This window comes from Mycobacterium lentiflavum (assembly GCF_022374895.2).
Classification (GTDB): Bacteria; Actinomycetota; Actinomycetes; order Mycobacteriales; family Mycobacteriaceae; genus Mycobacterium; species Mycobacterium lentiflavum.
In genome coordinates this window covers 5,197,860-5,224,436 of record NZ_CP092423.2, presented here as the reverse complement: position 1 = coordinate 5,224,436, position 26,577 = coordinate 5,197,860, and the positions used below count along the sequence as shown (strand labels likewise).

At 66.7% G+C, this 26,577-nt stretch carries 26 protein-coding genes; 12 read left to right on the top strand and 14 right to left on the bottom strand.

What is annotated here, in order from left to right; translation table 11 throughout:
• Positions 1–66: 66 nt before the first annotated feature.
• A complete protein-coding gene (locus MJO58_RS24305; RefSeq protein ID WP_239721252.1) occupies positions 67–855 on the top strand; it encodes a helix-turn-helix domain-containing protein in 789 nt (262 codons plus the stop codon).
• Between the two features lie 50 nt (positions 856–905).
• Positions 906–3,182, top strand: coding sequence for a phosphoribosylformylglycinamidine synthase subunit PurL (gene purL / locus MJO58_RS24300; protein WP_239723438.1), 2,277 nt, complete (start codon positions 906–908; stop codon positions 3,180–3,182).
• 6 nt (positions 3,183–3,188) lie between these two features.
• On the opposite strand, the gene MJO58_RS24295 is transcribed toward purL, so the two are convergent.
• Together MJO58_RS24295 and MJO58_RS24290 are read right to left on the bottom strand one after the other, a co-directional pair.
• Positions 3,189–4,481 carry an HAD family hydrolase gene (locus MJO58_RS24295; RefSeq protein ID WP_239721251.1) on the bottom strand — a complete coding sequence of 431 codons (1,293 nt, stop codon included), beginning with the start codon at positions 4,479–4,481 and terminating at the stop codon, positions 3,189–3,191.
• A 47-nt stretch (positions 4,482–4,528) separates the two neighbouring features.
• Entirely contained in the window at positions 4,529–5,743 is a 1,215-nt protein-coding gene (locus MJO58_RS24290; protein ID WP_239721250.1) for an MCE family protein, read from the bottom strand.
• A gap of 18 nt (positions 5,744–5,761) precedes the next feature.
• On the opposite strand from MJO58_RS24290, the gene MJO58_RS24285 reads away from it, so the two are divergent.
• From MJO58_RS24285 to purM, 3 genes are all read left to right on the top strand, one after another.
• Positions 5,762–6,151 carry a sterol carrier family protein gene (locus MJO58_RS24285; RefSeq protein WP_239721249.1) on the top strand — a complete coding sequence of 130 codons (390 nt, stop codon included), beginning with the start codon at positions 5,762–5,764 and terminating at the stop codon, positions 6,149–6,151.
• Positions 6,152–6,287: 136 nt separating this feature from the next.
• On the top strand, positions 6,288–7,823 hold the full coding sequence (purF, locus tag MJO58_RS24280) for an amidophosphoribosyltransferase (protein WP_090606853.1): 1,536 nt from the start codon (positions 6,288–6,290) through the stop codon (positions 7,821–7,823).
• 72 nt (positions 7,824–7,895) lie between these two features.
• Positions 7,896–8,990 (top strand): phosphoribosylformylglycinamidine cyclo-ligase, encoded by a 1,095-nt coding sequence (gene purM / locus MJO58_RS24275; RefSeq protein ID WP_090606850.1) that lies wholly within the window; start codon positions 7,896–7,898, stop codon positions 8,988–8,990.
• Between the two features lie 80 nt (positions 8,991–9,070).
• On the opposite strand, the gene MJO58_RS24270 is transcribed toward purM, so the two are convergent.
• Together MJO58_RS24270 and ygfZ are read right to left on the bottom strand one after the other, a co-directional pair.
• Entirely contained in the window at positions 9,071–9,250 is a 180-nt protein-coding gene (locus MJO58_RS24270; RefSeq protein WP_090606848.1) for a DUF3073 domain-containing protein, read from the bottom strand.
• Between the two features lie 146 nt (positions 9,251–9,396).
• Positions 9,397–10,491, bottom strand: coding sequence for a CAF17-like 4Fe-4S cluster assembly/insertion protein YgfZ (ygfZ, locus tag MJO58_RS24265; protein ID WP_239721248.1), 1,095 nt, complete (start codon positions 10,489–10,491; stop codon positions 9,397–9,399).
• Between the two features lie 227 nt (positions 10,492–10,718).
• On the opposite strand from ygfZ, the gene MJO58_RS24260 reads away from it, so the two are divergent.
• Positions 10,719–11,591, top strand: coding sequence for an aminodeoxychorismate lyase (locus tag MJO58_RS24260; RefSeq protein ID WP_239723437.1), 873 nt, complete (start codon positions 10,719–10,721; stop codon positions 11,589–11,591).
• 242 nt (positions 11,592–11,833) lie between these two features.
• Here the strand turns inward: MJO58_RS24260 and MJO58_RS24255 are convergent, their stop codons facing one another.
• From MJO58_RS24255 to lmeA, 9 genes are all read right to left on the bottom strand, one after another.
• The gene (locus MJO58_RS24255) at positions 11,834–13,336 is read right to left on the bottom strand and encodes a sensor domain-containing protein (RefSeq protein ID WP_090606842.1); all 1,503 of its coding nucleotides are present in this window, start codon (positions 13,334–13,336) and stop codon (positions 11,834–11,836) included.
• A gap of 153 nt (positions 13,337–13,489) precedes the next feature.
• Positions 13,490–15,862: a RyR domain-containing protein gene (locus tag MJO58_RS24250; protein ID WP_239721247.1), complete on the bottom strand. Its 2,373-nt coding sequence runs from the start codon at positions 15,860–15,862 to the stop codon at positions 13,490–13,492.
• 117 nt (positions 15,863–15,979) lie between these two features.
• Entirely contained in the window at positions 15,980–16,588 is a 609-nt protein-coding gene (locus MJO58_RS24245; protein WP_239723436.1) for a nitrobindin family protein, read from the bottom strand.
• A gap of 218 nt (positions 16,589–16,806) precedes the next feature.
• Positions 16,807–17,109: a DUF1416 domain-containing protein gene (locus tag MJO58_RS24240; protein ID WP_036471607.1), complete on the bottom strand. Its 303-nt coding sequence runs from the start codon at positions 17,107–17,109 to the stop codon at positions 16,807–16,809.
• Position 17,110: 1 nt separating this feature from the next.
• Complete coding sequence (locus MJO58_RS24235; protein ID WP_090606834.1) at positions 17,111–17,944, bottom strand: sulfurtransferase; 834 nt, start codon at positions 17,942–17,944, stop codon at positions 17,111–17,113.
• A gap of 37 nt (positions 17,945–17,981) precedes the next feature.
• Positions 17,982–18,452 carry a DUF4395 domain-containing protein gene (locus MJO58_RS24230; protein WP_239721246.1) on the bottom strand — a complete coding sequence of 157 codons (471 nt, stop codon included), beginning with the start codon at positions 18,450–18,452 and terminating at the stop codon, positions 17,982–17,984.
• 93 nt (positions 18,453–18,545) lie between these two features.
• Positions 18,546–18,641 (bottom strand): putative leader peptide, encoded by a 96-nt coding sequence (locus MJO58_RS28855; protein ID WP_350355903.1) that lies wholly within the window; start codon positions 18,639–18,641, stop codon positions 18,546–18,548.
• Between the two features lie 29 nt (positions 18,642–18,670).
• Positions 18,671–19,093: a thioredoxin family protein gene (locus MJO58_RS24225; protein WP_090606829.1), complete on the bottom strand. Its 423-nt coding sequence runs from the start codon at positions 19,091–19,093 to the stop codon at positions 18,671–18,673.
• 58 nt (positions 19,094–19,151) lie between these two features.
• Positions 19,152–19,964, bottom strand: coding sequence for a mannan chain length control protein LmeA (gene lmeA, locus MJO58_RS24220; RefSeq protein WP_090606826.1), 813 nt, complete (start codon positions 19,962–19,964; stop codon positions 19,152–19,154).
• Between the two features lie 186 nt (positions 19,965–20,150).
• Between lmeA and MJO58_RS24215 the strand changes: the two genes are divergently transcribed.
• From MJO58_RS24215 to pstB, 6 genes are all read left to right on the top strand, one after another.
• Positions 20,151–20,924 carry a winged helix-turn-helix transcriptional regulator gene (locus tag MJO58_RS24215; RefSeq protein WP_090609608.1) on the top strand — a complete coding sequence of 258 codons (774 nt, stop codon included), beginning with the start codon at positions 20,151–20,153 and terminating at the stop codon, positions 20,922–20,924.
• A complete protein-coding gene (gene mshD, locus MJO58_RS24210; RefSeq protein ID WP_239721245.1) occupies positions 20,921–21,850 on the top strand; it encodes a mycothiol synthase in 930 nt (309 codons plus the stop codon). The genes MJO58_RS24215 and mshD overlap by 4 nt, the downstream gene beginning before the upstream one ends.
• Positions 21,851–21,990: 140 nt before the next feature.
• Positions 21,991–23,115: a phosphate ABC transporter substrate-binding protein PstS gene (pstS, locus tag MJO58_RS24205; RefSeq protein ID WP_420845380.1), complete on the top strand. Its 1,125-nt coding sequence runs from the start codon at positions 21,991–21,993 to the stop codon at positions 23,113–23,115.
• 48 nt (positions 23,116–23,163) lie between these two features.
• A complete protein-coding gene (gene pstC, locus MJO58_RS24200; protein ID WP_090606821.1) occupies positions 23,164–24,195 on the top strand; it encodes a phosphate ABC transporter permease subunit PstC in 1,032 nt (343 codons plus the stop codon).
• Positions 24,192–25,106, top strand: coding sequence for a phosphate ABC transporter permease PstA (pstA, locus tag MJO58_RS24195; protein WP_239721244.1), 915 nt, complete (start codon positions 24,192–24,194; stop codon positions 25,104–25,106). The genes pstC and pstA overlap by 4 nt, the downstream gene beginning before the upstream one ends.
• 12 nt (positions 25,107–25,118) lie before the next feature.
• The gene (gene pstB, locus MJO58_RS24190; protein ID WP_090606815.1) at positions 25,119–25,895 is read left to right on the top strand and encodes a phosphate ABC transporter ATP-binding protein PstB; all 777 of its coding nucleotides are present in this window, start codon (positions 25,119–25,121) and stop codon (positions 25,893–25,895) included.
• Positions 25,896–25,902: 7 nt separating this feature from the next.
• On the opposite strand, the gene phoU is transcribed toward pstB, so the two are convergent.
• Positions 25,903–26,571, bottom strand: a complete 669-nt coding sequence (gene phoU / locus MJO58_RS24185; protein WP_090606813.1) for a phosphate signaling complex protein PhoU — start codon at positions 26,569–26,571, stop codon at positions 25,903–25,905.
• Between the last annotated feature and the right edge of the window lie 6 nt (positions 26,572–26,577).

Below are 26,577 nucleotides of genomic sequence, written 5' to 3'. Positions count from 1 at the left end.
CAGTGCGGCAGCACAATTACCTGTGAGGTCATCGCCTCGGGTACGCGTAGTGGCTACCGTGAGTGCGTGAGTAACGCCCAGGTCGGTGTTCTGCTGCGCGAGTGGCGCACGCGCCGGCGGGTCAGCCAGCTCGACCTGTCGTTGAGTGTGGGTGTGTCGGCGCGACATCTGAGCTTCATCGAGACCGGGCGTTCGCGTCCGAGCCCGGAGATGGTGCTGACGCTGGCCGAGGGTCTCGACATTCCGTTGCGGGAGCGCAACGCGCTGCTGCTGGCCGCCGGGTTCGCCCCGCGCTATCGGTCGCGCCCACTCGACGACGCCGCCCTGTCCCCGGCTCGCGACGCGATCCAGCGGCTCCTCGATGCACACGATCCTTACCCCGGTGTGGTCATCGACCGGTGCTGGAACATCGTGGGGGCCAATGCCGCCGCGTCCGCGCTGACCGCCGGCCTGCCCCAGGAACTACGCGGCCCGCCGAGCAACGTCTACCGGCTGTGCCTGCATCCCGACGGCCTGGCCGGGCGGACGCTGAATTTCGGGGAGTGGGCGGGCTACCTGCTGCACCAGCTGCAGCGGACGATCGCATTGACCGGCGACCCGGCGTTGCAGGCGCTGCGCGCCGAAGTGCGCGGGTACCCCGGCGTGGCGACGAACGCAACGCCATGGGGCACGCGAGCCGACGGCGCGTCGCTGCTCGTTCCGTTGGTGCTCGACGCCGAGGGTGGTCAACGGCTGTCGATGTTCACCACGCTGACGACGTTCGGCACTCCGCTCGACGTCACACTCGCCGAATTGGCCGTCGAGTTGTTCTATCCGGCCGACGCCGAAAGCGCCCGCCTGCTGCGCGGCGACTAGCTCTTTAGACTGTGTGGGTGACTGTCTCCCCAGCGGGCGCCCGTACTCACGTGGCCGACACCGTCGAACATGCAGCGGCCACCCCGGACCAGCCGCAGCCGTTCGGCGAGTTGGGTCTTAAAGACGACGAGTACCAGCGGATTCGTGAGATCCTGGGCCGCCGTCCCACCGATACCGAGCTGGCGATGTACTCGGTGATGTGGAGCGAGCACTGCTCGTACAAGTCGTCCAAGGTGCACCTGCGCTACTTCGGGGAGACCACCACCGAGGAAATGCGCGCGGGCATGCTGGCCGGCATCGGCGAGAACGCCGGTGTGGTCGACATCGGCGACGGGTGGGCCGTCACGTTCAAGGTCGAGTCGCACAACCACCCGTCCTACGTGGAGCCGTATCAGGGGGCGGCCACCGGCGTGGGCGGCATCGTGCGCGACATCATGGCCATGGGTGCCCGTCCGGTCGCCGTGATGGACCAGCTGCGGTTCGGTGCCGCCGACGCGCCTGACACCCGCCGCGTGCTCGACGGCGTGGTCCGCGGGATCGGCGGCTACGGAAACTCGCTGGGCCTGCCCAACATCGGCGGCGAAACCGTCTTCGACGCGTCCTATGCGGGCAACCCGTTGGTGAACGCGTTGTGCGTCGGGGTGCTGCGCAAGGAGGACCTGCACCTGGCTTTCGCCTCGGGAACCGGCAACAAGATCATCCTGTTCGGTGCGCGCACGGGCTTGGACGGGATCGGCGGCGTGTCCGTGCTGGCGTCGGAGACCTTCGGCGGCGACGAGGGCGGCGGCCCCGGCCGCAAGAAGCTGCCCTCGGTGCAGGTGGGCGACCCGTTCACCGAGAAGGTGCTCATCGAGTGCTGCCTGGAGCTCTACGCGGCCGGGTTGGTGATCGGCATCCAGGACCTCGGCGGTGCCGGATTATCTTGTGCCACTTCAGAACTCGCATCTGCCGGCGACGGCGGGATGCGCGTCGAGCTGGAGACGGTGCCGTTGCGTGCGGCCAACATGACCCCCGCCGAGATCCTCTCCAGCGAGTCGCAGGAGCGGATGTGCGCGGTGGTCGCTCCAGAGAACGTCGAGGCTTTCCTTGCGGTGTGCCGCAAGTGGGAGGTGCTGGCGACGGTCATCGGTGAGGTCACCGACGGCGACCGGTTGCGCATCACCTGGCATGGTGAGACCGTCGTCGACGTGCCGCCGCGCACGGTGGCGCATCAAGGGCCCGTATACGAGCGCCCGCTGGCTCGCCCGCAGTCGCAGGACGCGTTGAACGCGGACACCTCGGCCGGCCTGCCCCGGCCCACGTCCGGTGCCGAACTGCGCGCGACTTTGCTTGCGCTGCTGGGCAGTCCGCACCTGTGCAGCCGGGCATTCATCACCGAGCAGTACGACCGCTATGTGCGCGGCAACACCGTGCTGGCCGAGCACGCCGACGGTGGGGTGCTGCGCATCGACGAGTCCACCGGCCGCGGCATCGCGCTGTCGACCGACGCCTCGGGGCGCTACACCAAGCTGGATCCCTACACCGGAGCGCAGCTGGCGCTGGCCGAGGCCTACCGCAATGTCGCGGCCACCGGGGCCGTCCCGGTCGCGGTGACCAACTGCCTCAACTTCGGCTCACCCGAAGATCCCGGGGTGATGTGGCAGTTCTCGCAGGCGGTCCGGGGGCTCGCCGATGGCTGTGTGGCCCTGGGGATTCCAGTGACCGGCGGCAACGTCAGCTTCTACAACCAGACCGGCTCGGTCGCGATCCTGCCAACCCCGGTGGTAGGGGTGCTGGGCGTGATCGACGATGTCGATCGGCGCATCCCGACGGCCCTGGGCACCGACCCGGGAGAATCCCTGCTGCTGCTCGGTGACACCCGCGACGAGTTCGACGGGTCGATCTGGGCTCAGGTGACCGGCGACCATCTCGGCGGGTTGCCGCCGGCGGTTGACCTGCAGCGGGAGAAGCTGCTGGCCGAGGTGCTGAGCGCCGCGTCACGTGACGGATTGGTGACCGCCGCCCATGACCTGTCTGAGGGCGGGCTGGCCCAGGCCATCGTGGAATCGGCTCTGGCGGGTGAAACCGGTTGTCGCATAGTTCTTCCCGAGGGTAGCGATCCATTCGTGACACTGTTCTCCGAGTCGGCCGGACGGATTCTTGTGGCGGTGCCGCGCACCGAGGAGAGCCGGTTTCGCTCGATGTGCGAGGTGCGCGGACTTCCCGCCGTCCGCATCGGCGTCGTCGACCAGGACTCGAATGCGGTCGAATTTCAAGGGCTGTTCACGGTGTCACTGGCCGAACTGCGCGCGACGTCCGAAGCGGTGCTGCCGCGATTCTTTGGCTGAGCCAAGCTATCCCGCGTGCACGCGGTCCTGCTGGTCGGGCACGGTGCTGCCGTCAGGCCGCAGCAACGGCGTTTGGCCGCCGTTGGGAGCGTCGAAACCCTGTGTCGCACAAGGGTAGGGCGGGCTGACGCCCAACGGATTGGTGAACATCGGGTTGACCAGCCATCGCCCGTCGAGATCGGCGTAGGCCCGGCACATCAACTCGATCTGGTTGCGATTGATCACCAGTCGCAGCGCGGTCGCGTCCGCGGTGAAGGTGGCGTCTCCGTCGGAGTCGCCGGCCGCGAACACCTGGCGCCGGTGCTCGGGCTGTTGGTCGAACGCCGCCGGCCCCTGGACGCCGAACACCTGCTCGTTGACCCGGCAGCGTTTGCCCTCGTTGAACGGAATCGAGATCTCCCCGCCGCAGGACACCAACCGCGTAGTGAGCAGGTCACCGTCATGCTCGGTCCGGGTGCCCATCACCTGGTCGGCGGAGATTCCGAGCTCCGCCGCCCACACCCGCACCACGGGCTCCGGTGAGGCGGAGATGATCCGCACATCGAATCCGTTGGCCTGCAAGGTCGCGACCAGATCTCGCATCTGGGGGTAGTAGCGAACCCACCCGGCCCGGCGGCTGCTGCCGACCTGCTGTTCGGTGCCCTCGGGTGCGTCCAGGTTCTCCTTGCGAGCCGCTTCGGCGAACCCGCTGACGTCGGCCTCGGTCCAGCCGGCGAGCAGTTGTACCGCCCAGGCCGCGGCCGGAGCCATGCGCCGATGGTTGTATCCGTCGAATGCGGCTGCGCCCGTTCGTATCTGGCGATCGCTGTATATCGAGACCAGTTCGTCGGCACATCCGGGGTTGCTTCCCGTCGGCAAGGGTTGGCCCGGAGGGGCCAGTGCGCCACACGCGGAGGCCAGCGCCGCCGTCGCGGCAGCGGTGAGGTACGAGCTTGTGGTGCGCCAATTTCCGTCGGGGGGTTGGCGCACCTTGGAATTGCGCACCATCCAGAAGAAGGTCGCGTCGCCGATGTCGTTCTTCACCATCGTGCCGTCCCAGTCGAACAACGCCAGCGCAGGATCGTCCGTCTCGGGTTCCAGCTTGCCGCAGGTGCCGAGGTGGCTGACCATCGCGTTGAGCCGCTCCCGGTTGTCGCCGTACCAGCCAGGATCGTCGGCCAGCATGCGGCAGCCGTTGTCGCTGGCGTCGCCTTCGCGATGGTCGCCGGAGTCGCCACAGCCCGACACCGACAGCGTTGCCGCGGTGATCGCCACCACCGTAAGTCGACGAGCGAGGGCCGCCGGCCGGTGCGCAGCCACGCGTGCGATTGTCATACCTGTCTTCAAGCCTCTCTTCAGGCCGCTCTTCAGGGGTTGATGGTGTTGTCGCCCAGTTGGCGGCCCCACACATACTCCACCGCGAGGGGTGAACCGACCTCAAAGTGGTTGTACGGGGCCACGCTCGCGCCGGTGTCCATGACGAGCATGGGAGCGGGCCACAGTTCGCGGGTAATCGACTGCCAGCATCCCGGCCGCCCGCCGGGCCCACCCCGGGCGTTGGTCCGCGGCAGATTCTCCGGGTAGGTGTACGGATTGGGCGCTCCCGCAATCGAGCCCGACGAATGGGCGCCCAGCGCGTAGCCGTTGTCGCCGAGCGCGACGTGGAGCTTGGGTGCGACTTGGTTGAAATTACGTATGGTGCAGAAGATTTCGGGGCTGTACTCGTCCAATAGTTGGGCGGTGGGAACGAGATCGGCCGCGCCGCGCGCCAGATACGGCCCACTGCGGCCGAACACGTCGGCGCCGCTGTTGCCCAATCCAGCCGCCGCCAGCAGCGCCGCATCCAGATCTTCCTGCTGCCGGTTGAGTGTTCGCGCCGTGGTCACCGCGTGCTCGAGCGCAGCCCACAAGTCCGGCGCGGCATCGGCGTATGTGTCGCCCAGCGCCGCCAGCCGCGCAATGTCCAAGTGGATCATCGGCATTTGAGGGTTCAGGTCGTCGAGGATCGCGTTGCCATTGAGCAACGATGCGCCGAATTTTTCGCCCAGCCCGGCCAGCGCCTGCGCCGTCGCGGACAGCGTCAGGTTCACCTTGACCGGATCGATCTTCTCGGTGATCGAGGTCAACGTCTGGAATACGGTGTTGAACTCGGTCGTCACCGCCGTCGCGTCGATCACCGTTGAAGGTGTAATCGGTTGTGGCGCGGGGTTTTTCGGTGAAGTCAGCGCAACGTATTTGTTGCCGAACACCGTGCTCGCCTTTACTTCGGCCGCCACGTTGGCCGGAATCATGTTGACGTACTTCGGAGTGACGTCCAGCACCACCTCGGCGGCCGGCTTGCCGCGCTCGGTGATCTCGGAAATACCAGCCACCCGGCCGATCTCGACGCCGTTGTAGGTGACCTTGGATCCGGGATCCATCACCAAACCCGCGCGGGCGACCACCATGGTCAACTTCGTCTTCGGGGTGAGGTCTCCGTGAAACTGCGAGTACAGGACCAACCCGATGAGCCCCATGACCACGATCGTCACGAGGCCGACGGTTTTATACGGGGGCGGCGGCCGCGAACGACGACGCTGCATGATCTGCGACCCTAGGGTATGGCCGCCCGCGATACTGCCGATCCGGCCAAGACACGTCAGGTCCTGATGACCGTCTCGGACTGGCTGCGCGACCAAACCCGTCCGGCTCCCGATCGCGCCACCCTGGCGGCCGCGGTCCGGCTCACCGCGCGCACCCTGGCCGCGCTGGCCCCCGGCGCCAGCGTCGAGATCCGGATCCCGCCGTTCGTCGCCGTGCAGTGCGTGGCCGGGCCGAAACACACCCGGGGCACACCGCCCAACGTCGTCGAGACCGATCCGCGGACCTGGCTGCTGCTGGCCACCGGGATGTTGACGCTCGCCGACGCGAAAACGAACGGATTGTTAACGCTCTCGGGCTCGCGGGCGGGTGAAATTGACCACTGGTTGCCCCTGTTCGAGGTGCGCTGAATATAACTCTGAACTGCAGGTTTAGGGTGACACGCCGCGAACTTTCATGCTCAACACGCCCGACAGATTCGTCCACTGGGCTTACCTGCCCGTAAACTCCGAAGCGTCACTACCCCTCGCTAGGGAGCCGCCCACCGTGACCGTCGCTGGATCAGATGAATCCGAGCAGGACCTGAACTCGCCCCGCGAAGAGTGCGGTGTATTCGGGGTATGGGCCCCGGGCGAGGAAGTTGCCAAACTCACTTACTACGGCCTCTACGCGCTGCAGCATCGCGGTCAGGAAGCCGCCGGTATCGCCGTCGCCGATGGATCTCAGGTACTGGTCTTCAAAGACCTCGGCCTGGTCAGCCAGGTATTCGACGAGCAGACGTTGGCGGCCATGCAGGGCCACGTCGCGATCGGGCACTGCCGCTACTCCACGACGGGCGATACCACCTGGGAAAACGCGCAGCCGGTGTTCCGCAACACCGCGGCGGGCACCGGGGTTGCCTTGGGCCACAACGGGAATCTGGTCAACACCGCCGAACTTGCCGCACGCGCGCGCGACGCCGGGCTGATCGCCAAGCGTTGCCCGGCCCCGGCGACGACGGACTCCGACATCCTGGGCGCGCTGCTCGCCCACGGCGCGGCCGACTCCACCCTGGAACAGGCGGCGCTGGAACTGCTGCCGACCGTGCGCGGGGCGTTCTGTCTGACGTTCATGGACGAGAACACGCTGTACGCCGGCCGCGATCCCCATGGGGTGCGGCCGCTTTCGCTCGGACGCCTCGACCGCGGCTGGGTGGTGGCCTCCGAAACGGCGGCGCTCGACATCGTCGGTGCCTCGTTCGTCCGCGACATCGAGCCGGGTGAATTGCTGGCCATCGACGCGGACGGGGTGCGGTCCACCCGCTTCGCCAACCCCACCCCCAAGGGTTGCGTCTTCGAATACGTCTACCTGGCCCGGCCGGACAGCACCATCGGCGGTCGATCGGTGCACGGCGCGCGGGTGGAGATCGGCCGTCGGCTGGCACGCGAACGCCCGGTGGACGCGGACCTGGTGATTGGTGTGCCGGAATCGGGCACCCCGGCCGCGGTGGGATACGCGCAGGAGTCCGGCATTCCCTACGGGCAGGGCCTGATGAAGAACGCCTACGTCGGGCGGACATTCATTCAGCCGTCGCAGACCATCCGCCAGTTGGGCATCCGGCTGAAGCTCAACCCGCTCAAAGAGGTGATCCGCGGCAAGCGGCTCATCGTCGTCGACGACTCGATCGTGCGGGGCAACACTCAGCGGGCGTTGTTGCGCATGCTGCGCGAGGCCGGCGCCGTCGAGGTGCACGTGCGGATTGCCTCGCCCCCGGTGAAGTGGCCGTGCTTCTACGGCATCGACTTCCCGTCGCCGGCCGAATTGATCGCCAACGCCGTCGAGGACGAGGAAGAGATGCTCGAGGCGGTGCGGCACGCGATCGGCGCCGACACGCTGGGTTACATCTCGCTGCGCGGCATGGTCGCCGCGACCGAGCAGCCGGCCTCCCGGCTGTGCACCGCCTGCTTCGACGGCAAATATCCGATCGAGCTGCCCAGCGAGACCGCGCTGGGCAAGAACGTCATCGAGCACATGCTCGCCAATGCGGCGCGTGGTGCAGAGCTCGGCGATGTGGCGGCCGATGAGGTTCCCGTCAACCACTGACGGAATTTCCCACCGAATCCTTCAAAGACGTTTGATACCGGCGCGAAGCGCCTACCGGTAGCCTTTATCGCGATGACGGATCCCGGAAAAAGCCCCGGAGATGAACCGGGCAGCCAGGGCATTACCTACGCATCGGCCGGGGTGGATATCGAAGCCGGTGACCGCGCGGTCGATCTGTTCAAGCCGCTGGCTGCGAAAGCCACCAGGCCCGAGGTGCTTGGCGGGCTGGGCGGATTCGCCGGATTGTTCGCGCTGCGTGGCGATTACCGCGAACCGGTGCTCGCGGCCTCCAGCGACGGCGTCGGCACCAAGCTGGCGGTCGCGCAGGCGATGGATAAGCACGACACGGTCGGCCTCGACCTGGTAGCCATGGTGGTCGATGACCTGGTTGTTTGCGGCGCCGAGCCATTGTTCCTGCAGGACTACATCGCCGTCGGCCGCACCGTGCCCGAACGGGTGGCAGCCATCGTCGGCGGTATCGCCGAGGGATGCGTGCGGGCCGGGTGCGCGCTGCTGGGCGGGGAGACCGCCGAACACCCCGGCTTGATGGAACCGGATCACTACGACATCTCAGCCACCGGGGTCGGCGTCGTCGAGGCCGACGACATCCTGGGGCCCGACCGGGTCAAGCCCGGCGACGTCATCATCGCGATGGGGTCCTCCGGATTGCATTCCAACGGATATTCCCTGGCTCGCAGTGTCCTACTCGAGATCGACCGGATGAACCTGGCCGGCTACGTCGAAGAGTTCGGTCGCACGCTGGGTGAAGAGTTGCTGGAGCCCACCCGGATCTACGCCAAGGACTGCCTGGCGCTGGCCGCCGAAACCCACGTGCGCACGTTCTGCCATGTCACCGGTGGTGGACTGGCGGGCAACCTGCAGCGGGTGATCCCGCACGGGTTGACCGCCGAGGTCGACCGTGGCACTTGGACGCCCGCGCCGGTATTCGCGATGATCGCCCAGCGCGGCCGCATTGTCCGCGAGGAGATGGAGAAGACCTTCAACATGGGTGTCGGCATGATCGCCGTCGTCGCACCCGAGGACACCGACCGCGCCCTCGCGATTTTGACCGCACGCCATCTGGACTGCTGGGTGTTAGGGACGATCTGCAAAGGCGGAAAAGAAGGTCCGCGCGCGAAACTCGTTGGGCAGCATCCGAGATTTTAAGCGCCCGCGGCTAACCGGGAACAACGCCTAGCTGGGAACAACACTGTGCCGATGCACGCGGCATCGGCACGAGGCAAGCTTTATCGGCGCCAGTCTTCTTCGCGATCCCAAGATTCGTCGGCGCCATCTAGGTCGCCGGATTCGTCCGCACCGGTCCCCGCCAGCTCGCGCTGAAGCCGATCGAAGTCGGTCTGCGGGGAGCTGTATTTAAGTTCTCGAGCAACCTTGGTCTGCTTTGCCTTAGCCCGGCCGCGGCCCATGGGGGAACCCCCTCGCGCAATAACGGAGCGGCCTAACAAGTAGGCGGCTCCGATCTCTGGTGTCGTTATTGTCCTGCCAACAGCTTACCGTGCCTCGCGGATGAGCGTCGGTGCCCCCTGCCCGCCGTGTTGGACTTCAACGGACATTATCTTGTCCCGCCCCGCAACCGCTCGACGGCAAGCCGTCCCGCGCCGATCTGTTCGCTCGGTGGCAGCGAATCGGCGTCGATAACCGCCGCCACCGAGCCCTCCGCACCGGTCGTCAGTTCGGTGTCGGCCGGTATCCCGCGCTTGACCAACGCCAGCGCGATCGGGCCCAGATCCACGTGGTCGACGACGGTGCCCAGTCGTCCCACCGCGCGCCCGCCCGCCAGCACCGGGTCGCCGGTCGACGGCCGGTCCACGGAGCCGTCCAGGTGCAACAGCACCAGCATCCGGGGTGGTTTGCCCAGGTTGTGGACTCGGGCGACGGTTTCTTGCCCGCGATAGCAGCCCTTGTCCAGATGGACCGCCCCCGCGCCGGGACCACCGATCCAGCGCACCTCGTGCGGAATCGTGCGTTCATCGGTGTCGACGCCGAGGCGCGGGCGGACCGCCGCGACCCGATGGGCTTCATAGGCCCACACCCCGGCCGGACGCACGCCGGCCCGTGTGAAGCGGCTTTGCCAGTCAGCCGAATCGGCGCGCGGCACCAACAGGTCGAGTTCGATCTGGCCGGCCCCCGACGCGGGCATCCGCCGCACAAAGCCACCGCTGGCGAGCGGAATGGCGACCAGCTCGTCGGGCAGGGCGTCCAGGCCGAGCACGTCCAGCACCGCGCGGTCCGACAGCCGGGGTCCGATCACTGACAACACCGCCATGTCGGCCGCCGCCGGGGTGACGTCCGACCAGAACACCATCTTGCTCAGGTAACCCAGCAACGGTTCGCCGCGCCACGGTTCGGTGTCGAGGTAGGTGACGCCGCCGAGCTCGGTCTGCAGCCAGTGGTCCTCGACCCGGCCCTGCCCGTCCAGGCTGAGGTTCTGCGTACTGGCCCCGTCGGCAAGTTCGCTGACGTGCTGGGTCGAGATGTTGTGCAGCCAGCTCTGCCGGTCCGCGCCGGTCAGGGTGAGCACCGCGCGATGCGAGCGGTCCACCAGCACGGCATCGGTCTCGGCCGCGCGCTGCTCGCTGAGTGGGTCGCCGTAGTGCCAGATCGCGCCGGCGTCGGGCCCGGAATCGGGGGCGGGTACTGCAGTCATGTGCGCCGCTCCTCTTCATCGCTGCGCGCTGCATCGTCGCCGGCGCGGGTCACACGTCAACTCTACGGATCTGGGCGCACCCGGCTCCAAGCCCGCGACCGCGAATGTGCGGCCAGCCGCGTATTCGGCGACGAGCGTGCGGCTGGCCGCACATTCGGCGACGACGGTGTGCTGCCCCCGGTTCACGCCGGCGGCTAGGCTCAGTCGGCATGGCAGCCCAGACGGGTGTGATAGTCACCCTCGACGGCGAGATACATCCGCCCGGCACCCCGATCCTGTACGCCGACGATCTCGCGGCCGTCCGCGGTGACGGTGCCTTCGAGACCCTCTTGGTCCGCGACGGCGGCGCCTGCCTGGTTGGGCCGCATCTGCAGCGCCTGACCCAATCGGCCAAATTCATGGACCTGCCCCAGCCGGACTTGCCGAAGTGGCGGCGCGCGATCGACATCGCCACCCGGGAGTGGGTGGCCGGCTCGGCTGCCGAAGCCGCGTTGCGGTTGATCTACAGCCGGGGTCGCGAGAGTGGTTCGGGGCCCACTGCGTACGTGATGGTCAGCGCGGTCCCGGAAAGGGTTGCCGTGGTTCGCCACAATGGGGTGGCGGCGATCACGCTGGACCGGGGAGTACCCGCGACCGGTGTCGGCGAGATGCCCTGGTTGTTGGCTGGTGCGAAAACCCTGTCGTACGCGGTGAATATGGCCGCCCTGCGCCACGCCGCCCAGCGGGGCGCCGGCGACGTGATTTTCGTCAGCTCCGACGGCTACATCCTGGAGGGCCCGCGTTCGACGGTGGTGATCGCCACCGATTCCGATTCGGGCCCGGACAGCAATCCGTGCCTGCTGACGCCGCCGCCCTGGTATCCGATTTTGCGCGGCACCACGCAGCAGGCGCTGTTCGAGGTGGCGCGCAGTAAAGGCTACGATTGCGACTATCGGGCGCTTCGAGTCGCGGATTTGCATGCCGCCCAAGGGATCTGGTTGGTATCCAGCATGACCCTGGCCGCTCGCGTGCACACGCTCGACGGTCGTCCGCTGGGTCGATCGCCGATGACGGAGGACTTCGCCCAGCTGGTCGACGCGGCGATCGTCTGTGATCGCTGAGCGCTGAATTGTGTTGTCGGCTCGCGCAGTGGCGGGTACGGTCGGCCGTACACAAGGAAGGAGGTGGTCCGCGAAATTGATAGCTTCATGGACATGTGAGGTGGCTACGCGCTAGCTACATGGCTTCCGAAGAGCTAGCGATGTACGCGCGCTGGCGAATTCCACGTAGCCACCCGGCCCCCGAGCTTCCTGGTCTGTCCAACCGGGAGCATGGCTCGGGGGCCGTTCCATGTCTTGGGCCGCTACTGGCTCACCCGCGCTGCGATCTGCCCGGCGAGTTTGCCCGCTTGGCCGGTCTCGGCGTCGGGGCCGCACAGCAACAAGTCGACGACCACGCTGGACGCCGCGTGCAGGGCGTGGTGGCAGACGCGGGTGCCATCCGCCTCGGTGCGCTCCTGATAGATCCTCGGCACCGTTCCGGTGACTTCCCCGAACTTCCACGCCGCGGATTTTCCGTTGAAGTCGACGGTGACCGATTGTCCGGCGCAGGCTTTCCACTTGTCCGCGGTTGTCCGCACGAACGCCGCGGCCGCGTCGGGCGACGCGAATTTCGCTACCGCCTCATAGAGGCGGTGCGCCGGATTTTCGCCACCGGTGTGCACGGCTTGGCCGCTCACCGCGACGTAGCCGTCGGCGCCCTTGTAGGCCGTTTCTTCGATGGGCTCGTAGGCGCCCTTGCAATCCGGGATTGACAGCGTCGCCCTCAAGTTGCGCAGCTGCGCCGCTTTTTCGGAGACCACGAGGTTCGGATCGTTCACGATTGCGCCGACATCGGCGGGTCCCAGCAGATACGAGTCCAGCTGCGCGGACGGACCCGAATTCGCCACCGTCGGTGCCGAGTTCGAGTTCGATGCCTTCGGAGCCGGTTTCGTCTTGCCGCTCTGCGTGGTCATCACCACGACGATCGCGATCGCGGCGATGACCGCGACTGCGGCGCCGCCGATGATCAGCAGCCGTTTGTTCGACCCGCCGCCGGCCGCGCCGCCGCTCACCGCGGTCGGGACGGTGACCGCGTTCGCGCCGGTCGGCGCGGCCGCGGTCGGAGCCGCGGGAGCCGCGTCCTTGGCGGCGCCCCCGGGCGAACCGTCCTTGGCCTCGATTTCGGCCAGCACGTTGTCGATTTCGCTTCGGGTGCGGTACGTGACGTCGTGTCGCAGGCGCAGCATGCGCAGCAGCTGCGCGATGTCGCCGCGGGCACTGGGGTCGTCGCCGTCCTCGTCGAACCCGGACCGTAGCTCGACCAACAGCTGCAGCTGCTGCTGCGGGCTCAGCTCCTTTTCGGCCAGGGTGTTCCCCAGCCGGGTGATGTAGCCGAACGGCACCGGGGGCTCGGGGGGCAGCGGGTCGGGCAACGGCACGGGCTTGCTGCGAAGCGCGTGCACGGCGGTGACCAACTGGATGCCGGCGTCCACCGTCGGTTCGCGGTAGTCGATGATCTGCAATGCGGCAAGGGGATTCACGCGCATGCTGTCGACTTCACCGATGCGCACCGGAAGGATCGGGCGACCCAGGGCCTGGGCGTAGCGTAGCTCCGCCTGGCTCGGCTTGGATTGCAGCCAGTTGCTCGACAACGCGACGATGAACACTTCACACTCGCGGATCTGCTCGAGGATCTTGGCCCACCACGAGTCGCCGCCGCCGAGCTCTTGGTCGAACCACACCTGGTTCTGCCCGCGCCGAAGGGCGGTGGTCAGGGAGTCGACCGTCGACCGATCTTGGCTCGAGTAGCTGATAAACAGCGCCATCGCAGTCTCCTAGGGTGAAGCGGAGCGAACCAACGGGAGCGAAAGCCTGCCTGCGCGACCCGTACGCACATGCGCCGATACCGTATCAGTGTTGGGCCGCTACAGGATGCGCAAATTTTCAGCGCAATTTTGGCCTCGGCAACGGGCGACCGGTTAGCCCTTGCCGACGTCTGGGGCAGCGGCTTCTTCGGGCGGCCGGTATTCGGCGTAGCGCCGGGTGAACTCGTCACCGGGAACCGGCCATTGTTCACCGTTGGCTCCGCGCACGACCCAGTCGCCTTCGGCGGCATTTGTAGGGCCCTCCAGCGTCTCGATCGTCTCGCCCGGATACGCCGGGCGGGCTTGTACCCGCCCGGTGCGTTGCCACTGCCCGTCACCCGCGGGCTCGTAGGTGTCCCGGAAGATGTCGTCGCGTACCGACCAGACCTTGCCGTCCTCGGAGATCGCCCAGTCGCCCGCATCGGCGCGCATGGTGTGTCCGGAGTCCGACGTCCAAGTCCAAGGCGCGCTTCGTTGTTCGGCCGCGACCGTCCCGACCCGGGTGAAGGACTGCCACAGCGGACGCGACCGGAAGCCCAGCTGTCGCAGGCTCCACAGCGTGCCCGCCAGACTGCGCACCGCGGCGTTGAGCAGTTCCGGGTCGCTTTCCACCACGGACCAGTCGACGAGCTTGTTGTGGATCTTGCGTGAGTCGTCGCGTGGGGAGCCGTACTTCCAGCCGTTGCGCCGGTAGTAGCGGCACCAGTCCTCGTGCTCTGCCTGGGCCATCTGCAGCGCGGAGTCGTGGTCGAAGCCCATCAGCGCAAGCTGTTCCAGTGGCGTCAGCTCTGCCATCTCGCTGCCCGACAGCTGCTGTGGCGGGCTGCCCCAGGTGTTCCAGGTATGCCCCGCGATCTGTTCGACCATCCATAACGCGTTGCGGACCTGGCGCCGGTTGGACCCGCGGTAGAACTCGTTGAGCTCGGCCCACGGCACCGATGCGGGCCCCCGCGTCCAGCTCGGGTCGATCGTGGCGACATAGCGCTCGTGGATGAGCCGGGCTGCGCGCTCCCACGCGTCCTGAACCTGGCCCTCTTGGGTGTCGAGCACCAGCGAGTAGGACTGCAGTCGGCCGACGACCTGGATCGAGTCATCGGTGATGCTGGTGTTCAGGTCAGAGGCGTAGATGGGCATGTCGGGGAAGCGGGCGGCCAGCCTGGCCGCAGTTGTCCCGGCATGCACGTCGACGAAGATGACCGCGCTGGTGGCAGGGTCGACTTCGTCGATCAGCTTCAGCATGGTCGGTACCGTCGGAGCCTCGGCCACCGCGTCGATCGTCGGGCCCTCCGAGGCGAATCCGGCTTGCTGGCGGTGGAACTCGTGATCGCGCAGGTAATCTTCGGCGTCTCTTTCGACGAGGGTCAGCGCGGGCAACGCGACCGCGCCGGGCGGCGTGTAGAAGTCGCGCTCCAGCGCGCGTTGAGTCAGGTCCGCGCACAGTGCCAGTGTCAATTGTGAAGTGCCGCAGACGAATACATGCTTGGTACGCCCCGTCGCCATGATGCTGTTGAGTAACCGGCCCGCGGTCACCTCGTATTTGCCGACCACGTCGGCCGCCCATCGGGTGTCCGATCCGCCGAACTGCTGGGCGCGCCACGCCTGGGCCAGCCAGGGATCGTCCATGCGCACGATCAGCGGCAACCGCTGCTTGTGCGCGATTTCGGAGAGCCGGCGGCTGATCAGATCCAGCCACGACAGGTTGAGCGCCGGGTCCGGTGCCATTAGGTAGAGCCGAGAAAGGCGGCGCCACAACCGAAGTGACACCAGTGTCGACGGGTTGTTGAAGTCCACCAGCACCACCCGGGCGCCTTGGCGGCGGGCCCCCTGAACACGGTCGTCGCTGGCGCCCGTGATGACGACCAGGGTGCTGCGTCGGTCCAAGGTGCGCGCGACGGCGCTGAGCATCGACTGGGTATCACTGTCGATACCGACGACCGCCGTGACGGATTCGGCCCAGTTGGCGCGCATTCGGTCCACCTGGGATCGGAAGACCCCGACCACGGCACCGCCCAACCCGGTGAAAATCGCCGACAGCGCGGCGATCCGGGCCAGTTCCAGGCCGACTGGCGTGGGGCTCGGGCAGGTTTTGCCACTGACCGAGAAGTCCCCGGTGCCGCCCTTGACCAGACTGGCCGTCGCCATCAGGGGTGTGAACAAGGCGGGATGGTTGGCATCGTGACATCCCCAATAGGACGTCAGCCCGAGAATCGCCGTCATCGGGACCAGAGCTGCGATCAGGGTGAACGAAACACCCACCACCCGGTGGCTACCCGAGCGGAAATTCAGCACGGAAGCCCAAATGAGCACGACGACAACGACGGCGAGCGTCGGCATCGATCCCGGCCGACCGAACCACCCCACCCAGGCTGGAAAAGAGTCGTCGATGGAGGGGCGCACGTCCAGCACGGCCAGGTAGGCGATCATCAGCAGGCCGACCGCGGTTACCGCCCAGCGCAAGATGGGCGAGGGTGCCCTCGTGGGACGCATCCGCCGATCTCCCTTCGCGCGGCTGCTCGGACGTCGAACAGTACACGCAAAAAATTGGGCGATGGCAATGATTTGGTGCGAGCGCGAATTAGCCAGTCCGGCAACAGCAGCGGGCCGCTAGCCGACGAATCGCGACAGCCGGGCCGACAGATGCGGGACCAGTCCGCCGTCGGCGTCCACCCGCTCCTCCACGTAGGCGAGGTCACCGCCTTCGACGATGCCGTAGAGGCGCTTGGCGCCACCGACCAGAACCCCCGACCGGCTACGGGCCAGGGCATCGGTCACCAGCTCCCACGACGACTGGTTGCGCGGTCGCCCATAGAAGAGTTCGACGTAACCGGACGAGTGGGCGAGCAACAGCTCGATGGCCTGGGATTCGCTCGGATCGTCGGGGTCGAGGACGAACCGCCAGAAGCCGGTCTCGCGCAGGCCGGGCTCCTGGTAATTTCCCCCGGCGTCCAGGCGCCAGGATCTGGCTTCCCAATTCAGGTAGTCGCCGCCGTCGTGGGAGACCACGATCTGCTGCCCGAATCGGTAGTCGCCATCGGGTCCCCGGCCCTCGCCCTCCCCGCGCCACACGCCGACCAGCGGCAGCAAGGCGAGCAGTGCGTCGTTGAGGTTGGCGCCTTCGCGCAGGTTCGCCGTGTCGGGCGGGACCGGCAGATCGTCGAAGGCGGGGATGTTGCGGGCCGCGGTCACCTTGGCGCGTTCGGCGGCGGCAGCCATCGCGCGGTCGCCGGAGCCTGCAGAACCGGCCGGTCCCTCAGGGTCCTCGTAAGTCACGACTCGTCGGTGATGAGCCGGTAGAGGGTGTACAACGCAAACCAGGAGATGACCACGACTGCCGCGACCAGCATGATCTCGAAGAAGAGCACCACGCTAGCGAGTCTATTCGCCTCGCGCCGTCAACCGCGCTTCCGGCATCCCGGTCGCGGCGTCAGCGGTCATGCGATCTTGACGTCCACCTCGTGGATACCGGCGCCCGACGGCGCGACGACGGCGTCGCCGTTGCCCGCCTTGGACAGCGCCCGCAGCGTCCACGCTCCCGGTGCCGCGAAGAACCGGAAGTCGCCGGTGGCCGACGCCACGACCTCTGCCGTGAACTCGTCAGACGAGTCCAGCAGGCGGACAAACGCGCCACCGACGGCCTGGCCGTCGCGGTCGACGACGCGGCCGGTGATCACGGTTTCCTTCTCCAGGTCGACGCTGGCCGGCAACGTCTGTCCTTGCCTAGGTGCAGAGCACATATCAGCTTCCCAACTCGATCGGGGCGCCCACCAGGGAGCCGTATTCCGTCCAACTGCCGTCGTAGTTCTTGACGTTCTTATGCCCGAGTAATTCCTGCAGAACGAACCAGGTGTGCGACGAACGTTCCCCGATTCGGCAGTAGGCAATCGTTTCCTTGGTGCCGTCCAGGCCGGCATCGGCGTACAGCTTGGCCAGCTCCTCGTCCGACTTGAAGGTGCCGTCCTCGTTAGCGGCGCGGCTCCACGGCACGTTAATCGCTCCCGGGATGTGTCCGGGTCGCTGGCTTTGCTCCTGCGGCAGGTGCGCGGGCGCCAGGATCTTTCCCGAGAACTCGTCGGGGGAGCGCACGTCGACCAGGTTTTTGGTGTTGATGGCCGCGATGACCTCGTCCCGGAACGCCCGGATCGTGTTGTCCGGCGGCGCGGCGGTGTACGAGGTGGCCGGCCGGCTGACGGTGTCGGCGGTCAGCGGGCGTCCGTCGAGCTCCCACTTCTTGCGGCCGCCGTCGAGCAGCTTGACGTCGTGGTGGCCGTACAGCTTGAAGTACCAGTAGGCGTACGCGGCGAACCAGTTGTTGTTGCCGCCGTAGAGCACCACGGTGTCGTCGTTGGCGATGCCGCGGTCGGACAGCAGTTTCGAGAACTGCTGGGCGTCGACGAAGTCGCGCTTGACGGGGTCCTGCAGGTCGGTGCGCCAGTCGAGCCTGATCGCACCGGCGATGTGGCCTCCGTCGTAGGCACTGGTGTCCTCGTCGACCTCGACGAACACGACGTTCGCCGTGTCGAGGTTTTTCTCCGCCCACTCGGCGGAGACCAGGACGTCAGAGCGTGCCATGGGGTGGATCCTTTCGATTACTTGCGATGAACTTGGGTCACGCCGGACCGGCGGTCGGTCGTAAGCGAACCACGAGCGGATAAAGCTGGCAGCCCAGGCAGATGCCAAAGGCCGCATTCAGGAATGCCGCCACCAGAGCGAAGGCCGTCGCGACGACGCCCACCAGGGGCGCACCGACGGCGAATCCGGTAGTGCCGACGATCGCGAAGACCAGGCCGACCAATTGGGCGAACTTCAGGGGAGCCACCGGTTCGCGCTCCTTGACCGGGCCCAGCCGGGGTGCCACCGCGATGGCGAACACCCGGCCGTAGGGGTGCCGGCGCGGGCCGCCGAGAGCACCGATCGCGAAGACCACGGCCTGCAGACCCAGGATGATCGCGGCCGCCGGCGGGCTCAGCGCCGAGACGAGCAGCGTGGCGATCAGGACCGCGGTGGTGACCCAGGCGGCGAATCTGGGTCCGCGAACGTCGACGCGGTCCAGCTGGACGCTGGTATTGATGCTTGACACGAAAGACTCCTATTCGCCTGTTGCACGGAAAAGTAGAGGCACCACGGTGGGGTTCCGGGCTGCTCCGAGTGCTGCGCGGGCGGGCGCAGCTACTCAGCAGCTACAGCAACAGCGACAACAACAACCCGCGATGCGGCACAGATCGACTGCGCGACGCCTGGTGAGCATGGGCTCCGTGCGGGATGACATGTCGGTCAGCTTACCCAATGACATCGCGATCAAGCCAACAGCGGTTCGAGCGCGGAACGCAGGTCGGCGGCCTTGGGGACACCGGATGCCCGGTAACGCTGACGTCCGTCAACGTCGAAAATCAGGGTTGTCGGCAGCGACAACACCGAAAACCGGCGTGCGGCTGCAGGGTTGGCGTCGATGTCGACTTCGACATGCGCCACGTCGCCGATGTTGTCGCACACCTGGCCGACCACCCGGCGGACACGATCGCAGGGTCCGCACCACGGTGCGCTGAAATGCACAACGGTCGGCCCGGTACGGGACAGGCCCAGGTCCGCGGAGTCGGCACCGGCGCTCTCGCCGGGACCGGAATCGACCTCTTTCAGGTTTCCGGAGCGACGTGTCATCAGCCAGCCGGCTGCTGCCGCCAGGGCAATAGCCGCCACGATCGCGACGACAACGGTCGTCATGGGCACCACTGTTCCCCGCAAGGGCGCGGTACCCCCACGGCCTCGTCGATAGCGCGGGTCATGATTGCTTAAACCCTTCGAGGGTCACGGTTACTCCCGTGGTGATGCCCTCGATGATGACGTCCGAGCCGCGAGCCCCCACCGTGCGCGGCGCCACGCCGAACGGCAGCCGCTGGTCGGGCAGTCTGGCGGCGAAGCCGCGCAGGACGGCATCGCGCTTGTCGTCCGGGACGGCCTGGTTGGCGGTGTCGGGACCGGTGAGGATCCCGGTCGGGGTGAACACGAGTGTCGCCGGGTCATCGGGGGCGATCGACAGGTCCACCGACACGCTCACCCGGTGGTCGAAGTTTGCCGATTTCGGGGTGCCGCTGAAGACCAGCCCGTGGTCGCCGGAAATGCCCGATTCGGTGGTGCCGCCGGTGGCGTCGTTGGTCTCCGCGGGCGGCGCCTCCACCATCAGGTCGTCCATGCCGAGGTAGCGGCCCAGGTGCGTTGAGTCGAGGATGATGCGGCTCTCCAGCTTGCCTACCGGCAGCTTCGCATCGGGTCTGATCAGCCACGACGCGTAGGTCAGGTCGATCGAGTGCATGGTGGCTTCCAGCGTGGCCTTGCCGGTCGGCGCGTGATCGATGCCGTTGGCCTTGATCTCCAGCTCGTTGTAGTGGCGGTGCAGGGCCTCCGGAATGAACGGGAACGCCAGGATGGCCACGAAGGGGTCCGACCCCAGATCCGCCGCGTTGCGTACGGCGCGCGAGAGGTGGTATTCGGCGTAAATGCTGGCGCCGTAGTCCACCCCGACGGTGCCGACGACGATGGCCGCCACGGCGGAAACCGAGGTGATCACACTGATCAGCACCCTGCGCATGCGCATATTGTGGCGTAGTTCGGCACGGCGCGTGGCGGGGGATTACGGTCCGGACTGCCTCGTGGCGGGGCTCACAGTCGTTGGCAAGGACACGCACAAAGGCCAGGTAGCACGTTATCGTTAGATGGCCTGGCCACTAACGACACGTGCTTTATGAATCTGGGAGATGCCTTTCCCACGAGCTGGAGGGGCTTGTTGGAGCTACTACTACTCACCTCTGAGCTGCACCCGGACCCGGTCCTGCCGTCGTTGTCGTTGCTTCCCCACACCGTGCGGACGGCGCCACCCGAGCCCTCCTCGCTACTGGAGGCGGGGACCGCGGACGCGGTGCTCGTCGACGCGCGCACCGATCTATCGGCCGCGCGCGGGCTTTGCCGTCTGTTGAGCACCGCAGGCCGGTCCGTCCCGGTCGTGGCGGTGGTGGCCGAGGGCGGCCTGGTCGCGGTCAGCGCCGACTGGGGGCTGGACGAAATCCTGCTGCCCGGCACCGGGCCCGCCGAGGTCGACGCGCGGATACGGCTGGTGGTGGGTCGCCGTGGTGGGCTAGCCGACCAGGAAAGCGCCGGCAAGGTCAGCCTCGGCGAGCTGGTGATCGACGAGGGCACCTACACCGCGCGACTGCGGGGCCGCCCGCTGGACCTCACCTACAAAGAGTTCGAGCTGCTGAAGTACCTGGCCCAGCATGCGGGACGGGTGTTCACCCGCGCCCAGCTGCTGCACGAGGTGTGGGGATACGACTTCTTCGGTGGCACCCGCACGGTCGATGTGCACGTGCGCCGGCTGCGGGCCAAGCTCGGACCCGAGTACGAGGCGCTGATCGGCACGGTCCGCAATGTGGGCTACAAGGCGGTTCGTCCGGCGCGCGGACGAGCGCCGATTCCCGCACCCGATGATGAGCCCGAAAGCGACGAGGCCGACTCCGAGAATCTGCAAGACCCACTGGCCGACCCGCTGCGCAGTCAGTGACGTGGTCGGACCGGGGGCCTGACTGGCGCTCCGCACTAACCGCTGAAGAGCAGCAGGAGGTGCGTGAACTGGTCGCTGCGGCAACCGAATTCGATGGTGTGGCGCCCGTCGGCGAGCAGGTTCTTCGCGAACTCGGGCACGACCGCACGGATCACCTGCTGGTCATGGCCGACAACACGATCCAGGGCTACCTCAATCTCAGTCCGCCGCGTGACGGCGGCGACGGGATGGCCGAACTCGTGGTCCGCCCGCAAGCCCGCCGGCGCGGTATCGGCACGGCGATGGGACGTGCGGCAATCGCCAAAACCCATGGGAATAATCGCTTTTGGGCGCACGGTACGCTGGCGCCGGCAGCCGCGACCGCGGCCGCGCTGGGGTTGGTCGCGGTGCGCGAACTCGTCCAGATGAGACTGTCGCTGCACCAGATCCCCGGCCCGGTGAGCCCATTGCCCGGCGTGCGGGTGCGCACCTACGCGGGTGCCGACGACGACGCCGAGCTGCTGCGGGTGAACAACGCCGCGTTCGCTGACCATCCCGAGCAGGGCGGGTGGACCGCGGCCGACCTGGCCGAACGGCGCAGCGAGCCGTGGTTTGACCCAGCCGGCTTGTTCTTGGCGTTCGACGACAGCGAGGCGCTAGTGGGCTTCCACTGGACCAAGGTGCACCTCGACCAACCGCGTCTCGGTGAGGTCTACGTCCTCGGTGTCGACCCGTCCGCGCAAGGCCGCGGGCTGGGGCAGATGTTGACGGCCGTGGGCATCGAGTCGCTGGCGCGGCGCCTCCTCGGCCCGCTGGACTCGGGCGACGTCACCGTGCTGCTCTATGTCGAGTCGGACAATGTCGCCGCGGTTCGGACCTATCAGCGACAAGGATTCACCACCTACAGCGTTGACACCGCCTATGCGCCGGCGTCCACCACGGGCTGAAAGAAAGCGCAGGCAGAAGTGGCGTGCCAGCTGACAATTCACCGCACGTTCACCACTTAGGCACTCTTGTGAACGGGGCGTCAGCGCATAGTTTCGAGCGGCGGGCCCATGCGTCGAAACTGCGTCAGAAAGCGAGATCGGTGAGCCTGGACAACGTGGGCAAGGCGCTGGCTGCAGCGGTCCTGACGATCACGATGACCAGTGCGGTCCTGACGGCCTGCGGCGGCGATGACAATCGTCACGACCCGGCCTCGGTAGCGTCCTCGGGACCAGTCGGCACGCCGACCTGCGGCGGCAAAGGCGAACTGACGGCCGAAGGGTCGACCGCTCAACAGAACGCGATGGCGGTGTTCAGCCATGTCTGGGGTCAGTACTGCCCACGAAAGTCCGTGTCGTACAACCCGACGGGATCGGGAGCGGGCCGTGAGCAATTCATCGCCGGCCACGTCGACTTCGCGGGATCGGACTCGCCGCTGAGCACCGACCAGATCCTGCCCGCCACCAAGCGCTGCAACGGAAACCCCGCGTGGGACCTGCCATTGGTGTTCGGGCCGGTGGCGCTGGTCTACAACCTGCCCGAGGTCAAGACGTTGGTCGTCAACAGCGACGCGCTGGCCAGGATTCTGACCGGCCGGATTGCTGTCTGGAATGACCCCGTCCTAATGGCGCTGAATCCCGGTGTCGCCCTGCCCGACACCAGGATCGCGCCGATCTACCGGATGGACTCGTCGGGTACCACCGACAACCTGCAGAAGTTTCTGACCGCCGCGGCGCCCGAGAGCTGGTCGCAGGGAATCGGTACCGAATTCCAGGGCGGTGTCGGCGAAGGAGCGCTGAAGTCGTCCGGTGTCATCCAGGCGGTGCGGACTACCCGCGGCGCCATCGGATACGTCGAAAAGGGCTTCGCTGACCAGGCCGGCCTTCCCTACGCGCAACTCGCCACGGCCACCGGTGTAGTCCCGCTGACCGCCCAGACGGCCAGCACCGCGATCGAAACCGCCACCTTCGTGTCGGGTGGCAACGACCTGGTGCTGAACCTGAATTCGATGTACGCGGCCCAGCAGCCAGGCGCATATCCGTTGATGCTGGCCACCTACGAGATCGTCTGCTCGAAGGGTTACGACACCGAGACCGCCAAGGCGATCAAGTCGTTCCTGAGCGTCGCGGTGAACACTGGTCAGGCCAACCTTTCCTCGGCGGGCTACATCCCGTTGACCGATAAGGTCAAGGAGCGATTGATCACTGCGATCAATGCGATGCAGTAGCCCGCGGGTCCAAGGGCCGATACGAAAACCAGCAATGACGGATTCACAATGACGACGCCAGATCCATCCCAGGCGGGTTCGGGTGCCGTTGCTGCCGCGTCCTTTCCCGAGGCGCCAGTGGTACCCATCCGCTCCTGGACGGGTGTTCAATCCCGCTTCGGGGACCGGATCTTTCGCAAGGTCGCGGAGATCTCGGCGGTTCTGGTCGCCGCCGTCGTCATCGCGATCGGCGGGTTTCTGCTGGTGCGCGCCGTACCGGCATTTAAGCGCAACCAAGAAGACTTCTTCACCTACCGGGGCAACTGGATCACCACGAACACCTCGGCGATGCACTTCGGCATCCTCGACCTGCTGCAAGTGACGGTGTTCATCTCGGTGTTCGCGTTGATCCTGGCGATGCCGGTGGCGCTGGGCGTCGCCATCTTCCTCACCCAGTACGCACCGCGGCGGCTCGCCGGGCCGCTGGCCTACACGGTCGATCTGCTGGCCGCGGTGCCCTCGATCATTTACGGCGCGTGGGGTCTGTATGTCCTGGCTCCGCAGCTACGGCCGGTCGCGACTTGGCTGAACCAGTCGCTGGGCTGGTTGTTCCTGTTCGCCGATGGCACTGCGTCTCCCGCCGGCGGCGGCACCATCTTCACCGGCGGGATCGTGCTGGCCGTGATGATCCTGCCGCTGATCACCGCGGTCACCCGGGAAGTCTTCGTGCAGACGCCGCACGAGCAGGTCGAGGCCGCACTGGCACTCGGTGCCACCCGCTGGGAGGTCGTCACCACAACGGTGTTGCCGTTCGGCAGGTCGGGGTACATCTGCGGCGCGATGCTGGGGCTGGGCCGCGCCTTGGGTGAGACGGTCGCGCTGCTGATCATTTTGCGAGGCACTCAAAAGGCGTTCGGCTGGTCGCTATTCGACGGCGGCTCGACCTTCGCGACAAAGATCGCGGCCGCCGCGTGGGAGTTCAACGACCGGTATAAGGCCGGCGCGTATATCGCCGCGGGGCTGGTGCTTTTTGTGCTGACCTTTGTCGTCGATGCGCTGGCGCGCGGCGCCCTCGCCGGCATCCGGAGGGGCGCGCGATGACCTCGATCTACGACCGGCCGCTCAAGGCTCGCACGCTGTCCGGACTCGGCCGGCGCCGCCGGGCCTCGAACATCGTTGCGACGGTGTTGGTTTCGCTGTCGATGCTGATTGCGCTGGCGCCACTGCTGTGGGTGCTGGGCGCGGTGATCGTCAAGGGGTGCAACGCGATCGCGGCCGCGTCGTGGTGGACGCGATCGCAGGTGGGCACGACGCCGTTTGTGCCCGGGGGCGGCGCCTACCATGCGATCGTCGGCACCCTGCTGCAGGGATTGATGTCCGCCGCGATCTCCGTCCCGATCGGAGTCATGCTCGCGATCTATCTGGTCGAGTACGGGGGTGGTACCCGGCTCGGCAGGCTGGCGACATTCATGGTGGACATCCTGTCCGGTGTGCCATCGATTATTGCCGCATTGTTCATCTACGCGTCGTGTGTGGTCACGCTGGGCCTTGGCCGCTCGGGGTTCGCGGTGTCGTTAGCGCTGGTCCTGCTGATGCTGCCGGTGATTGAGCGCTCGACGGAGGAGATGTTGCGGATCGTCCCGACCGATCTCCGCGAGGCCAGCTATGCGTTGGGCGTGCCGAAATGGAAAACCATTGTCAGGGTGGTGATTCCGACAGGGTTGTCGGGCATCATCACCGGGATCATGTTGGCGCTGGCCAGGGTGATGGGCGAGACGGCGCCACTGCTGGTTCTGGTCGGCTATTCGCCGGCGATGAACTTCGACCTCTTCCAGGGGTTCATGGGGACGTTGCCTGGCATGATGTTCAACGAGACAGCAGCGGGCGCAGGCGTGAACCCGGTTCCCACCGAGCGACTCTGGGGAGCGGGGCTTACCCTGATCGTGATGATCGCCGTGATCAACGTCGGAGCCAGATTGGTTTCGAAGATGTTTGCTCCCAAGAAGTCCTAGGCAGGAGTACCGGTGGCCAAGCGGTTGGACCTCAAAGACGTCAACATCTACTACGGATCGTTTCAGGCCGTCGCCGACGTGACGCTGTCGATTCTCCCGCGGAGTGTGACGGCCTTCATCGGCTCATCCGGCTGCGGCAAGACAACCGTCTTGCGCACGCTGAACCGGATGCACGAGGTCATCCCGGGTGCCCGGGTCGAGGGCGCAGTGATGCTTGACGATGAAAACATCTACGCCCCGGGCATCGACCCGGTTGCTGTGCGACGGGCGATCGGCATGGTGTTCCAGCGGCCAAACCCGTTTCCCGCCATGTCTATTCGCGACAATGTGGTGGCGGGCTTGAAGCTGCAGGGCGTGCGCAATCGCAGGTTGCTCGATGAAGTCACCGAACACTCGCTGCGCGGCGCCAACCTCTGGGACGAGGTCAAGGATCGGCTGCACAAGCCCGGTGGCGGTCTCTCCGGCGGACAGCAGCAGCGGTTGTGCATCGCGCGCGCGATCGCGGTACAGCCCGATGTGTTGCTGATGGACGAGCCATGCTCCGCGCTGGACCCGATCTCGACGATGGCGATCGAGGAACTGATCAGCGAGTTGAAGCAGGACTACACGATCGTCATCGTGACGCACAACATGCAGCAGGCCGCCCGTGTCAGCGATCAGACGGCGTTTTTCAACCTGGAAGCCGCGGGGAAGGCCGGCCGGCTCATCGAGATCGACGACACCGAGAAGATCTTCTCCAACCCCAAGCAAAAGGCCACCGAGGACTACATCTCCGGTCGCTTCGGCTAACGGGTTACTACGACGTCGTCTGCGCCGTCTCGTCTTCGGGCAACTTGCCCGTCGCTTGGAAGATCACTCGCCGGGCCACCTCGACCGCGTGGTCGGCGAAGCGTTCGTAGAAGCGGCCCAGTAGCGTCACGTCGACGGCGGCCGCCACACCATGCTTCCATTCGCGGTCCATCAGCACCGAGAACAAGTGCCGGTGCAGATCGTCCATCGCGTCGTCTTCTTCCCGGATCCGGGCGGCTTTCTCCGGGTCGCGCGACAACACCACTTCTTGCGCGCTGTTACCCAATTCGACTGCGACTCTGCCCATTTCAGCGAAATAGCCGTTGACCTCTTCGGGCAAAGCGTGCTGAGGATGGCGTCGGCGAGCGATCTTGGCGACGTGCAGCGCGAGCGCGCCCATCCGGTCGATGTCGGCCACCATCTGGATCGCACTGACGATGGACCGGAGATCGCCGGCTACCGGTGCCTGCAGCGCCAGCAGGACGAAGGCGCTCTCCTCGGCGCGAGCGCTCAACTGGGCTATTTCTTCGTGGCCAGAGATCACCTGTTCGGCGAGGACGAGGTCGGCCTGCAGGAGTGCCTGGGTTGCCTGCTCCATAGCTACCCCCGCCAGCCCGCACATCTCGCCAAGGCGCTCGGACAAATCCGAGAGTTGCTCATGGTAGGCGGTCCGCATGTCGCC